The organism is Ectopseudomonas chengduensis (genome assembly GCF_900102635.1).
In the GTDB taxonomy this organism is placed as follows: domain Bacteria; phylum Pseudomonadota; class Gammaproteobacteria; order Pseudomonadales; family Pseudomonadaceae; genus Aquipseudomonas; species Aquipseudomonas chengduensis.
Genome location: NZ_FMZQ01000011.1, coordinates 113,775 through 125,724 on the forward strand (window position 1 = coordinate 113,775; position 11,950 = coordinate 125,724).

Consider the following 11,950-nt stretch of genomic DNA (forward strand, 5'->3'; position numbering starts at 1 on the left):
ATTGCGCCAGACTGGACAGGTATTCAATGAAGGGGGCGATTATGACCGTCAGCGAAGACAAGTTCACCCGTCAGACGCTGCTCGAGGTACACAGCCTGACGCCGAGCCTGTTCACCCTGCGCACCACCCGTGATCCGGGCTTTCGTTTCCGCGCCGGGCAGTTCGTGCGTCTGGGCGTGGAGAAAGCCGATGGCAGCGTGGTCTGGCGCGCCTATTCGCTGGTGTCCGCGCCACATGACGAGTTTCTCGAGTTCTTCTCCATCGTGGTGCCGGGCGGCGAATTCACCAGCGAGTTGAGTCGACTGCGCGTTGGCGACAGCTTGCTGGTGGAGAAGATGGCGACCGGCTTTCTGACCCTGGATCGCTTCGTCGACGGCCGCGACCTCTGGTTGCTCGGCAGTGGCACTGGCATCGCACCGTTTTTGTCGATCCTGCAGGACTTCGAGGTGTGGCAGCGCTTCGAGCGTATCGTGCTGGTGTACAGCGCGCGCAGCTTCACCGAACTGGCCTATCAGCCGCTGATCAGGAGCTTCGCCGAGCTGGAACACCTGGCCGAATTCGTTCACAAGCTCACCTACCTGCCGGTGGTCACCCGCGAGCAAGCGCCGGGTTGCCTGAATGCACGTATCACCGACTTGCTCGACAGCGGCGAGCTGGAGCGTGCCGCTGGCTTGCAACTGACCCCCGAGCACTCGCGGGTGATGATCTGCGGCAACCCGCAGATGATCGACGACATTCGTCAGCGTCTGAAGGTGCGCGGCCTGAATCTGAGCCTGACCCGGCGGCCGGGTCAGGTGGCGGTAGAGAACTACTGGTGATCAGTCTTCGCGGATCGCCTTGAGTCGATGTTCCCAACGGCGTTTGGCAAAACGGCGCATGTTGGGGATATCGTCGGTCTCGTCGAGAATCGGCTTGCCGATGATGGTTTCCATGATGTCTTCCAGTGTCACCAGGCCGTGCCAGCTACCGAACTCGTCGTACACCAGGCACATGTGCTGACGCTCCTGCATGAGCAGGGTCATCAGGTTTTCCACGTTCATGCTGTCCGGCACGACCTTGATCGGCTTCATGATCTGGGTGATCGGTTCGCCATCGTTCTCGGCCGCCAGGGCGTCATAACGGAACACCACGCCCAGCGGCGATTCGTCCTCGCCGATCACCGGGTAACGGGAGAACTGGCTCTCGCGGGCACGCGCCTTGAACGCGGCGATCGATTCATCCGGTGCGGCGGATTCGCAGACGATGCGTGGCGTCATGATGTCGCGCAGGCGAATCTCGTGCAGGTCGAGGATATTGCTGATCACCCGATGCTCGTCTTCGTCGAGCTTGCCCACTTCGCGGCCAAGCAGGGTCAGCGCCTTGATCTCCTGGCGAATGTCGTGCTCCGGCTCCTTGCCGCCGAACAGGCGCATGATCAGGTCCGACATGACGATGAACGGCTTGAGCAGCAGGATCATGAAGCGCAGCAGGGCCGGCAGGAAGGGCGCCAGGGCGCGCCAGTAACGGGCACCGATGGTCTTCGGCAGAATCTCCGAAAGCACCAGGATCAGCAGGGTCATGACCGCCGAGGCGATACCCAGGTAACCGTCACCGAAGACGATCGCCACCTGCGCACCAACGCCGGTCGCACCAACGGTATGCGCCACGGTGTTGAGGGTCAGGATGGCCGCCAGCGGCTGGTCGATCTTGTCTTTGAGCTCTTTCAGCCTTTCGTACAACTGAGGTTTTTCGGCCTTCTGCTGTGCGATGTAACTGGGCGTGAGGGAGAGCAGGGCGGCTTCGAGGATGGAGCAGATGAACGAAACCAGGATGGAGAGGACAGCGAACGCTATCAGGAGTGTCATGTAGAGGGGTAGGTGGCCAAGGGCCGGCCAATTTAGCGCAAGTGCATTGGAAAAAGCAGAAAAGCTGCAACATTTCATTTCGTCATGCTGGCGCCGTTGACGTTCACTGCCCAACGTCTTGCCTGCCGATATTTCACTGGCTGCACGTAGCCCAGCTTCGACTAGGCTAAAGGGACACTATCTGGGGAGGTCCTCCATGCCGCTTGAACATCACCCGTTGACCCGCGAATTTCCTCAGCAAGGCGACGTCATGCGCAAGCTGATGCAAAGTCACCCCCACTTCCCTCGCCTGGCTGGCGAATATGAAGCGCTGGACAAGCGCATCTACGAAATAGAGGACGGTCGCGAGGCTGCCGACGACCTGACCTTGCAGGGGCTCAAACTGCAGCGTGTGGGCCTCAAGGACGAGATCGCCGATCTGCTGCGCAAGGCGGGCAGTGCTTGATCCGGATCAAATGAACGGTCGACGTGCAGCGCTAGGCTGGAGCCATCTTCCCTGTCAGAGGCTTCCTCATGCACGTCGACCACCATCCGCTGGTTCATGATTTCCCCGAACTGCGCAACGAACTGCAGCGTCTGCGGCAGAGCGATGAACAGTTCTCTCGCCAGGCCGAAGAGTACGAAGCGCTGGACAAGCGCATCTGCCGTATCGAGGACGGTATCGAGTTGCTCGATGACGTCACCCTCAGCGCGCTGAAACTCGACCGTGTGGCAATGAAGGACGAGTTGGCGCGCCAGCTCAAACGCGCTGCAGGTCAGTGCTGCGGTTGTGGCAATGGCTGTCGGGGTTGATGCCCGGAAAATGCGGCAGACACGGCGCCCCCTACGAGATCGCTACCGGTAGGTTGCGTCGTGCGCACCGGCCTTCCCGGATCTCGTCTTGACTTCGCCATCGGAGCCGAAAGGCCTCAATGCACGGGCGGGTTGATCAGATAAGTGAGCAGCCCGTCCGCCTCTTCTTCTGTCCACACCGGGCGCGCCGGCCTGGGCCATTCGTTCAACAGCTGCTGCCAGAAGGCGCAGGCCAACTCATCCTGACGGTAGAAACGCAGCAGCCAGGGACTACCATCGCCCATTACCTGCTGTACCAGGGCACGACCGATGCCCTGGCGACGATACTTTTTGAGGATGAACAGGTCGGCGAATTCCGGTACATCAAGACCGGGTAACTCGCTCTGTTCGATCAGCAGGAAGCCGGCAATGAAGTCGTCGACCAGTATCAGTTGCGCACTCCAGCCCGGCTCCTGCCAATAGCGCTGCAGGTGGGGTTGATGGATGTAGAAGCGACCGTCCGTCTCCACGTCCTCCTGCTCCCAGTCCGAGCTTTCGTAGGCGTAGAACTGGTAGAGGTTGGCCAGTAGCGGCAGCTGTTCGGCGCTGGTGGGGAGCAGTTGGATCTGCATATGGGCATTCCGGGCAGAGTGGCTGTGATCTGTAAATTTATCCAGTTGTTCGGTATCGTTCCAGCCTTCGTTCAGCGGCAGGATTGATCGCAATGGCCAAGGCAAAACGCATGTACGGCTGCACCGAGTGCGGCGCCACCTTTCCCAAGTGGGCCGGGCAATGTGGCGAGTGTGGTGCCTGGAACACCCTGGTGGAAACCGTGGTCGAGGGCGCGACGCCCAGCGGGCGCACTGGCTGGGCCGGCGACAAGGCCAATATCAAGACCTTGGCTGAGGTCAGTGTCGAGGAAATTCCGCGTTTTTCCACCGCTTCCGGTGAGCTGGATCGGGTGCTGGGTGGCGGCCTGGTCGATGGCTCGGTGGTGCTGATCGGCGGCGACCCCGGCATTGGCAAGTCGACCATCCTGCTGCAGACCCTGTGCAACATCGCCCAGCGTTTCCCGGCACTGTATGTGACGGGTGAGGAATCGCAGCAGCAGGTGGCCATGCGTGCGCGGCGGCTGGATCTGCCGCAGGACAAGCTCAAGGTGATGACCGAAACCTGCATCGAGTCGATCATCGCCACCGCCCGCCAGGAAAAACCCAAGGTCATGGTCATCGACTCGATCCAGACCATCTTCACCGAGCAACTGCAGTCGGCTCCTGGTGGCGTTGCCCAGGTGCGCGAGAGTGCGGCGCTGCTGGTGCGTTTTGCCAAACAGAGCGGCACGGCGATCTTTCTCGTCGGCCACGTCACCAAGGAGGGCGCGTTGGCCGGCCCACGCGTGCTGGAGCACATGGTCGACACCGTGCTGTATTTCGAGGGCGAGTCCGATGGCCGCCTGCGCCTCTTGCGGGCGGTGAAGAACCGTTTCGGCGCGGTCAACGAACTGGGTGTGTTCGGCATGACCGACAAGGGCCTGAAGGAAGTCTCCAATCCCTCGGCGATCTTCCTCACCCGCGCGCAGGAGGCCGTGCCCGGCAGTGTGGTGATGGCTACCTGGGAAGGCTCGCGACCGATGCTGGTGGAGGTGCAGGCGCTGGTCGACACCAGTCATCTGGGCAATCCGCGCCGCGTCACCCTGGGCCTGGATCAGAACCGCCTGGCCATGCTGCTGGCGGTACTGCACCGCCACGGCGGCATTCCGACCTATGACCAGGACGTGTTCCTCAACGTGGTTGGCGGGGTCAAGGTGCTGGAAACGGCGTCCGACCTGGCACTGATGGCGGCGGTGATCTCCAGCCTGCGCAACCGGCCGCTGCAACATGACCTGCTGGTGTTCGGCGAGATTGGTCTGTCCGGCGAGATTCGTCCGGTGCCGAGCGGTCAGGAGCGTCTGAAGGAGGCGGCCAAGCATGGTTTCAAGCGCGCCATCGTGCCCAAGGGCAATGCCCCCAAGGAAGCACCGCCGGGTTTGCAGATAGTAGCCGTCACGCGCCTGGAACAGGCGCTGGATGCGCTTTTCGAGTAACTAAAGTCGCGGCTAAAACCCTTCCTGCTGTACCTGCACATGTACCAACTGTAGGAGCCCGCTTGCGGGCGATCATCGATAAAAGCATCGCCGGCAAGCCGGCTCCTACAGGTCCATCCGAGCTACGTCTTTGTATCGGCTGCGGCGTTCTGCCGCGAGTGGGGCGGGTCGAAAATTGACCGAGGTCAATAAGTAGCAGGCTATCGACGCGCAGCATGAAGGCGTATCCACTGAAGGAGACGCCATCATGTTCCTGTTCTTCGATTTCTTTTCCCGGGCTTTCAACTTCGACGCCAAGGCCATTGAGTCGCGCGATGCGCGTCGTCAGGCGCAGCGTATTCAGGCGCGTCGCCAGCGTCGTGAACAGGCAGAGGCTGCCTGCTTGCGCCACTGACTGCTAGGCTCTGTACGAAAAGTGCCTGCGCTCGGTGATGCTTCGTTAAAAACCGGTTCGGAATGCTCATTTACCACTCGTAAACTGCGCTTCCTCACCGGTTTTTGCCTCGCCTGACCTTCGCTCGACGACTTTTCGTATAGAACCTAGTCGTCTTCGCCCAATGCCGCCAGTTCACGTTCCAGCAGTTGCTCATCACCAAGATTGAGCTCGATCAGGCGGCGCAGGTGGCTGATCGATTCCAGGTCGATATGCCGACAGACGAAGCCGAGCGACTGCGGCTGGGTGCGCGTCAGTACCACTTCCATCTTCACCTTGGCTTCGTCCCCCAGTTCGATAAGGGCTTCGAAGGGCTGGTTCGGGTCCCCGTTCCAGTCGCGCGGGGTCTTGATCAGCAGGCCCTTGAGAGAGATATCGTGCAGAGCTGCCGACCATTGTCGCTCACCCTGAGCGATGACGGTGGGGGCGTCGAAGGCGATGCGCTGAAAGCGCCGACGCTCGTTGGCTGATTCACTCATGCCCATACTCCTGAAGGATTTACATCACTATAGCCAAGGCTGACGGCCCCGTGCTTTGCCGCTGTGTCGCAGCGCACAGCTGAGACACACCAGTTTGACAGGTGGCCAAGTTTCGCCAAAGCTCCTTGTGTAGTTTTTATTACTCAATATTGCGGAGCGACACATATGAGCAAGCGACTGCTGGGTAAAGGGTTGGTCTTCGGTCTGTTGAGCATGGCCAGTGTTGGTGCGTTTGCCGATGCTGCGGGCGGTAATGGCTGCGGCTGGGGCAACATGCTGTTCGAAGGGCAGCGCGGCATGGCGCCGCACTTTCTAGCGACCACTACCAACGGCACCTCGGGTAATGCCACCTTCGGTATGACTTCCGGTACCAACGGCTGCGATACCAGCGGCGCGCTGGGTTACAACGGTCGCTCCATGCTGGCAATGAATGGCATGCTCGATTCGATTGCCGAAGACATGGCCATGGGCCAGGGCGAAGCGCTGGACGCCTACGCTACCTTGCTGGGCGTGGAGGCTCAGGATCGTGCGCACTTCGCCAAGGTCACTCACGACAACTTCGGCAGCATCTTCAGCAAAGCCGACGCCACCAGTGAGCAGGTGCTGGCAGCCACGCTCGAGGTGATGAGCCGTGACGCGCAACTGGCGCGCTACGTGAAACAGCCGGCCTGAGATTAATCCCCGGCAAAAACAAGCCCGCCAATTTGGCGGGCTTGTTCATTTCAGGCAGCGTATCAGTTGCCGTATACCGGGAACTTCGCGCACAGCGCCTTGACCTGCTCACGCACGCGGCCTTCGACTTCATCATTGCCGATGTTGGCCAGTACGTCGCAGATCCAGCCTGCCAGTTGACGGCACTCGTCTTCCTTGAAGCCGCGAGTGGTGACGGCGGGGGTGCCGATACGCAGGCCGGAGGTGACGAACGGCGAACGCGGATCGTTCGGTACGCTGTTCTTGTTCACGGTGATGAAGGCTCGGCCCAGGGCAGCGTCAGCATCCTTGCCGGTAATGTCCTGCTTGATCAGCGAGAGCAGGAACAGGTGGTTCTCGGTGCCGCCGGAGACCACGTCGTAACCGTTGTCGATGAACACCTGGGCCATGGTCTGGGCGTTCTTGATCACCTGCGCCTGGTAAGCCTTGAACTCAGGCTGCAGCGCTTCCTTGAAGCACACCGCCTTGGCGGCGATGACGTGCTCCAGCGGGCCGCCCTGGCCGCCCGGGAATACCGCGGAGTTGAACTTCTTCTCCAGCTCTTCGTTCTTGCGCGCCAGGATCAGGCCACCGCGCGGGCCGCGCAGGGTCTTGTGCGTGGTGGTGGTAACCACGTCGGCGAACGGTACCGGGTTCGGGTACAGACCGGCGGCGACCAGACCAGCGACGTGGGCCATGTCGACGAACAGGTAGGCACCGACCTTGTCGGCGATGGCGCGGAAACGCGGGAAGTCCAGTACCTGCGAGTAGGCGCTGAAGCCGGCGATGATCATCTTCGGCTTGTGCTCCACGGCCAGGCGCTCGACTTCGTCGTAGTCGATCAGGCCCTGGTCGTTGATGCCGTACTGCACGGCGTTGTAGATCTTGCCGGAGAAGCTGACGCTGGCGCCGTGGGTCAGGTGGCCGCCGTGGGCCAGGCTCATGCCCAGCACGGTGTCGCCGGCGTTGAGCAGGGCCATGTACACGGCGCTGTTGGCCTGGCTGCCGGAGTGCGGCTGGACGTTGGCGTAGTCGGCGCCGAACAGCTCCTTGGCGCGGTCGATGGCGAGTTGCTCGACCACGTCGACGTATTCGCAGCCGCCGTAGTAACGCTTGCCCGGATAGCCTTCGGCGTACTTGTTGGTCAGCACGCTGCCCTGGGCTTCCATCACCGCCGGGCTGGTGTAGTTTTCCGAGGCGATCAGCTCGATGTGCTCTTCCTGGCGCTGGGCTTCCTGCTCCATCGCGGCAAAGAGTTCGGCGTCATAACGAGCGAGGGTCAAATCACGGCTGAACATGGCGGTCCCCTGAAATCAGCTGGGCGGTAGAAAGAGGGGGCGGATTCTACCGCAAAGGTCGCATTCAGGCATATGAAGGTCGGTCATGAGCCTGACAAATGGCCTTCATGCTGAGTTGGGCCCAGGGCCCGCCCGTCAACTGAGGATGAACAGCGCTGCGCCGCTGAATTGGGCGGTGAGCTGACGTGCAGGCATGGGCCTGCCCAGCAGGAAGCCCTGCACTTCGTCGCAGTCGTGTTCACGAAGGAAGTCGAGTTGTGCCTGGCTCTCCACGCCCTCGGCGATCACCATCATGTTCAGGCTGTGCGCCATGGCGATGATGGCGCGGGCGATCTGCGCGTCCTGCTCGCCATCGGGCAGGCCGTCGACGAAGCTGCGGTCGATCTTCAAAACGTCGATGGGGAACTGCTTGAGGTAGTTCAGCGACGAGTAGCCGGTGCCGAAATCATCCACAGCAATGCACAGGCCCAAACGCTTGAGGTTGCCGAGAGTCTGCATCGCGCTGGCGACGTCACGCATCAGTATGCTTTCGGTCAGCTCCAGCTCCAGGCAGGCCGGGGCTAGTCCGGTTCTGTCCAGAATGGCGGCGATGCGTGCGCTCAGATCGCCTTCGGCGAACTGCCGGGCCGACAGATTGACCGAAATCTTGGGGATGCGGATCTTTTCCTCGTGCCAGGCCTTGAGCTGCCGGCAGGCCTCCTCCAGCACCCATTCACCGACCTGCACCACCAGACCGAGCTCCTCCAGCACCGGGATGAACTCATCCGGCGGCACCAGGCCGCGTGTCGGGTGACTCCAGCGCAACAGCGCCTCGACCCCTGTCAGGCGATTGCCGTCGCCGGAGAACTGCGGCTGATAATGCAGGACGAACTGGCTCTGCTCCTGAGCGTGGCGCAGATCGCTTTCAAGTTCCAGGCGCTCCAGGGCACTGGCGTTCATGTCGGCCTGGTAGAACTGGAAGTTGTTCTTGCCGTGTTCCTTGGCGTGATACATCGCGGTGTCGGCGTTCTTCATCAGTTGGCTCAGCTCGCTACCGTCCTGCGGGGCGAGGGCGATACCGATACTGGCGGTGACGAAGAATTCGCGGCCTTCGAGGACGAAAGGGCGGGCCAGGCTGGAGAGAATCTGCTCGGCGACATGAATGGCGCGATTCAATGCGCCCTCGCGGGTGGCGCGCGGCTGCAGCAGCAGGGTGAATTCGTCGCCGCCCATGCGCGCCACGGTGTCGTCGCCGTCGACGCAGGCCGACAGGCGCACGGCCACGTCCTTGAGCATGCGGTCGCCGGCGGCGTGGCCGAGCGAATCGTTGATCGGCTTGAAGCGGTCGAGGTCGAGGAACATCAGCACCACCCATTCGTCATGCCGATCCGCATGCTGCAGGGCGCTGTGCAGGCGATCCTGGAACAAGGTACGGTTGGGCAGGTGGGTCAGGGCGTCGTAGTAGGCCAGACGATGGATTCGCTGTTCGCTGGCCTTGCGTTCGCTTATGTCGCTGAAGAAGCACACATAGCTGACCAGGTCGCCTTCCTCGTCATGCACCGCGGTAATGCCGACCCAGGCCGGGAAGTTTTCGCCACCCTTGCGCTTGAGCCACACCTCGCCCTCCCAACTGCCGCGCTGGTTGAGTTGGCCGAGGATGTACTGCAGGTGCGCCGCCTGCTGGCGGTCGGCGGTGAGCATACCTGGAAGCTGGTCGAGCACCTGGCCGGCGGAATAACCACTGACGCGGCTGAAGGCCTTGTTGACCTGAACGATGTAACCGGCCGGGTCGGTCACCAGAATCGCTGCGGTGGAGTGCTCGAATACCGTGGCGGCCATGCGCAGGTCTTTTTCCGCGCGGCGTTGCTGGCTGATGTCGCGGCCAACGCCGAGGATGCCTTCGAAGCGACCGTTCTCGTCCCACATCAGCACCAGGCGCAGCTCCACCGGGATCTTGTGGCCGTCGGCGCGCAGGCAGTCGAACACGAACAGCTGATCCGGCAGCTCCTCGCGCAGACGCTCGAGGCGGTCACGCTCGCCGAGCGAATCGCGAATCCGCTCGAGCAGCAGGTAGAGGCCGGTGAGCTGCTGCGGGTTGGCCGCCAGGCCTTGCAGGCCGTTGGCCGTCACCCATTCGGCGTTGTAGCCGAGCATGGCTTCCACCGACGGGCTGACGTAGTTCAGATTCAGGCTGTCATCGGTGGAGACGATCACGTCGCTGATGCTTTCCGCCAGCAGGCGGTAGCGTTGCTCGCTGTCACGCAGCGACTGGTTGCGCTCGATCTGCTCGGTGATGTCCTTGGCCACGCCGATCAGCCGGCTGACGCGACCGCGCTCATCACGCGCCAGAGCCTGCTCACGGATGCTGAACCAGTGCCATTGGCCATTGCGGTGACGCCAGCGCAGCACCGATTCGAGCAGCAGGCCGTTGCCGACCACTTTCTGCAGGTTGCGAATGCGCCAGTAGTATTCGCTGTCGTCCGGGTGCAGTACCTGCTCCCAGAAGTCGCCGGCCATCGCCTTGAGCTCGCTGACGCTATAGCCCAGTTGCAATCCGAGGCTGTGGTTGCTGAACAGCACCTGCCGGTTCTGCATGTCATGCACGTAGAGCAGGTCGGGCACCGAGCGAACCACTTCGGACCAGAAGCGCTCACGCTCGATCAGCGACAGCTCGATGCGCTTGCGGCTGGTAATGTCGCTGATGCTCAGCGTGACGGCCTGATAGTCCTGGAGCATTTCCGGCAGACGCAGCACCAGCCAGACGTGCCGCTGCAAGCCTTGTGCGGTGACCAGTTGGGTTTCCAGCTCCATCAGGTTGGGGCCTTCGAGCACGGCCACGGCCAGGCGGTAACACAGGTCGTCCGGCTGTACCGGACCGTTGTCGATCAGTTGCTGCCAGGCCTGTTCGGTGGACTTGACCCCGAGCAGGTTGAGCGCCACCTGGTTGGCCTCGGTAATGCGCAGTTGCTCGACCAGCAGTTGCTGATGCTCGGCATCGGCCTGCAACCAGCGCTGCAGACCCGCCGCATCGCGCAACTTGTGCTGCAGCAACAGGCAGCGCAGGCCGGAGAGGTCGAGCACGCAGAGGGCTACGCCGGTGCCGTCGAAGATGTCCTGATAGCGTCTGCGGGTTTCCTGCAGTACGCGCATGGCCTGCTGTTCATCGGTCACATCGCGCAGCACCCAGACGTAACCGGCATGACGCCCGACTTCGCTGATATCGCTACGGGTCACGGCGAACAGTCGCTCGCGCCCTTCGCTTTCGACTCTGATCAGCTCCGGTCCCAGATCGCTGCTCAGTTGTGGGCTGTTGAGCAGCAACGGGTCGAGATCGGGCAACAGATCAAGCAGATGGAGTTCCCCGGCCACGTCGCTGGGAACCCCGAACAGCGCTTCGGCCTGCGGGTTCAGGTAGCGCACCTTGCCATCGGCCTGGGTCACCAGAATGCGTTCTTCGACGGCGCCGAGCGCACTGGCGGCCTGGCGCAGCGAGCGGCGTGTTTCGTTATTCAGGCGCTGCAGGCTGCGCTGCTCGCGTTGCAGGCCGTACAGGGCCAGCAGGGTAAGCAGGCTGCACAGCGCGAACAGCAGGAACTTGCCGGCCAGGGTCGGCATCAGCTCGTTGCCGGCGCGTTCTGCATCGAACAGGGCGCGCAGTTGCCAGTCGCTGCCGGGCAGGGTGATCAGTTCCAGGCTTTGTGCCTGTTCTGCCGCAGTAACCGGAGCGATGATGCCGCCAGCCTGTTGCAGGTCATCGGCACGCGCTATCACGCGGTGACTGAGCAGATCTTCGAGTAACCAGTCGTGCTCGCTCTGGTGCTGCTCGCGCAGCCAGCCGCGCAACGCACTGATGCGCATGCGCAATACTCGGTGACTGTCGTCAGGCTGACGCAGCAGCAGGTAGAGCGCGCCGCCGTCCAGTGCGCTGAAAGCGAAGTGATAGGGCTCCGCGCCGCTGCGTTGCTGCTGGCTGCGAATGAAACTGAGGTCACGCGACTCGCTGGCGCTGTCGGCCAGCAACTGCCCGTTGGCATCGAGCCAGGCCACACTGCTGACGGTCGGGAAAATGCTGCGCAATGCTGTGACCAATTCGCTGCCGTCGCCAGCGCGCGCAGGGCTGCTTTGTAGCATCGCCTGGCCCGCCTGCGCCTTGAGGCGCATGTTCAGACTCAGGTGCTTGGCCAGTTGGGCGCTGTAACCCTGACTCAGTTGCTTCTGGCTATCGAGCAACTGGCGGTATTCCTGAGTCAGCTGCCAGGCCAGCAATCCCAGCATCGCCAGCACCAGCACCACCAGGGCACGGCGCAATGCTGCGCGCGACTCGCCCGGGGAGGAGGAAGGCAGGGATGAGGGAGTCGACACGTTCTGTGAAC

Annotated in this window: 11 protein-coding genes; 6 read left to right on the top strand and 5 right to left on the bottom strand. The window is 62.1% G+C overall.

Annotated elements, in window-relative coordinates:
* Nucleotides 1-41: 41 nt before the first annotated feature.
* Nucleotides 42-818: a ferredoxin--NADP reductase gene (locus BLS08_RS17420; protein WP_055984130.1), complete on the top strand. Its 777-nt coding sequence runs from the start codon at nt 42-44 to the stop codon at nt 816-818.
* Here the strand turns inward: BLS08_RS17420 and BLS08_RS17425 are convergent, their stop codons facing one another.
* The gene (locus BLS08_RS17425) at nt 819-1,844 is read right to left on the bottom strand and encodes a CNNM domain-containing protein (RefSeq protein WP_021487974.1); all 1,026 of its coding nucleotides are present in this window, start codon (nt 1,842-1,844) and stop codon (nt 819-821) included.
* A gap of 196 nt (nt 1,845-2,040) precedes the next feature.
* Between BLS08_RS17425 and BLS08_RS17430 the strand changes: the two genes are divergently transcribed.
* Entirely contained in the window at nt 2,041-2,289 is a 249-nt protein-coding gene (locus BLS08_RS17430; protein WP_021487975.1) for an HP1242/YdcH family protein, read from the top strand.
* 68 nt (nt 2,290-2,357) lie between these two features.
* A complete protein-coding gene (locus tag BLS08_RS17435; protein WP_055984128.1) occupies nt 2,358-2,636 on the top strand; it encodes an HP1242/YdcH family protein in 279 nt (92 codons plus the stop codon).
* Nucleotides 2,637-2,752: 116 nt separating this feature from the next.
* On the opposite strand, the gene BLS08_RS17440 is transcribed toward BLS08_RS17435, so the two are convergent.
* The gene (locus tag BLS08_RS17440; protein ID WP_090337022.1) at nt 2,753-3,247 is read right to left on the bottom strand and encodes a GNAT family N-acetyltransferase; all 495 of its coding nucleotides are present in this window, start codon (nt 3,245-3,247) and stop codon (nt 2,753-2,755) included.
* A gap of 92 nt (nt 3,248-3,339) precedes the next feature.
* Here BLS08_RS17440 and radA point away from each other — a divergent pair, with 92 nt between their 5' ends.
* Nucleotides 3,340-4,698 (top strand): DNA repair protein RadA, encoded by a 1,359-nt coding sequence (gene radA, locus BLS08_RS17445; protein ID WP_090337023.1) that lies wholly within the window; start codon nt 3,340-3,342, stop codon nt 4,696-4,698.
* 247 nt (nt 4,699-4,945) lie between these two features.
* Entirely contained in the window at nt 4,946-5,092 is a 147-nt protein-coding gene (locus BLS08_RS26390) for a hypothetical protein (protein ID WP_017678812.1), read from the top strand.
* A gap of 146 nt (nt 5,093-5,238) precedes the next feature.
* On the opposite strand, the gene BLS08_RS17450 is transcribed toward BLS08_RS26390, so the two are convergent.
* Entirely contained in the window at nt 5,239-5,610 is a 372-nt protein-coding gene (locus tag BLS08_RS17450) for a PilZ domain-containing protein (protein ID WP_074856097.1), read from the bottom strand.
* A gap of 165 nt (nt 5,611-5,775) precedes the next feature.
* Between BLS08_RS17450 and BLS08_RS17455 the strand changes: the two genes are divergently transcribed.
* Nucleotides 5,776-6,282, top strand: coding sequence for a DUF3015 domain-containing protein (locus BLS08_RS17455; RefSeq protein ID WP_004425035.1), 507 nt, complete (start codon nt 5,776-5,778; stop codon nt 6,280-6,282).
* 62 nt (nt 6,283-6,344) lie between these two features.
* Here the strand turns inward: BLS08_RS17455 and glyA are convergent, their stop codons facing one another.
* Nucleotides 6,345-7,598 carry a serine hydroxymethyltransferase gene (gene glyA / locus BLS08_RS17460; protein ID WP_004425032.1) on the bottom strand — a complete coding sequence of 418 codons (1,254 nt, stop codon included), beginning with the start codon at nt 7,596-7,598 and terminating at the stop codon, nt 6,345-6,347.
* 135 nt (nt 7,599-7,733) lie between these two features.
* Nucleotides 7,734-11,939 carry an EAL domain-containing protein gene (locus BLS08_RS17465; RefSeq protein WP_394327957.1) on the bottom strand — a complete coding sequence of 1,402 codons (4,206 nt, stop codon included), beginning with the start codon at nt 11,937-11,939 and terminating at the stop codon, nt 7,734-7,736.
* Between the last annotated feature and the right edge of the window lie 11 nt (nt 11,940-11,950).

Coding starts and splice junctions, on each gene's coding strand:
- BLS08_RS17420 (WP_055984130.1), top strand. CDS start 42: ATGACCGTCAGCGAAGACAAGTTCACCCGTCAGACGCTGCTCGAGGTA.
- BLS08_RS17425 (WP_021487974.1), bottom strand. CDS start 1,844: ATGACACTCCTGATAGCGTTCGCTGTCCTCTCCATCCTGGTTTCGTTC.
- BLS08_RS17430 (WP_021487975.1), top strand. CDS start 2,041: ATGCCGCTTGAACATCACCCGTTGACCCGCGAATTTCCTCAGCAAGGC.
- BLS08_RS17435 (WP_055984128.1), top strand. CDS start 2,358: ATGCACGTCGACCACCATCCGCTGGTTCATGATTTCCCCGAACTGCGC.
- BLS08_RS17440 (WP_090337022.1), bottom strand. CDS start 3,247: ATGCAGATCCAACTGCTCCCCACCAGCGCCGAACAGCTGCCGCTACTG.
- radA (WP_090337023.1), top strand. CDS start 3,340: ATGGCCAAGGCAAAACGCATGTACGGCTGCACCGAGTGCGGCGCCACC.
- BLS08_RS26390 (WP_017678812.1), top strand. CDS start 4,946: ATGTTCCTGTTCTTCGATTTCTTTTCCCGGGCTTTCAACTTCGACGCC.
- BLS08_RS17450 (WP_074856097.1), bottom strand. CDS start 5,610: ATGAGTGAATCAGCCAACGAGCGTCGGCGCTTTCAGCGCATCGCCTTC.
- BLS08_RS17455 (WP_004425035.1), top strand. CDS start 5,776: ATGAGCAAGCGACTGCTGGGTAAAGGGTTGGTCTTCGGTCTGTTGAGC.
- glyA (WP_004425032.1), bottom strand. CDS start 7,598: ATGTTCAGCCGTGATTTGACCCTCGCTCGTTATGACGCCGAACTCTTT.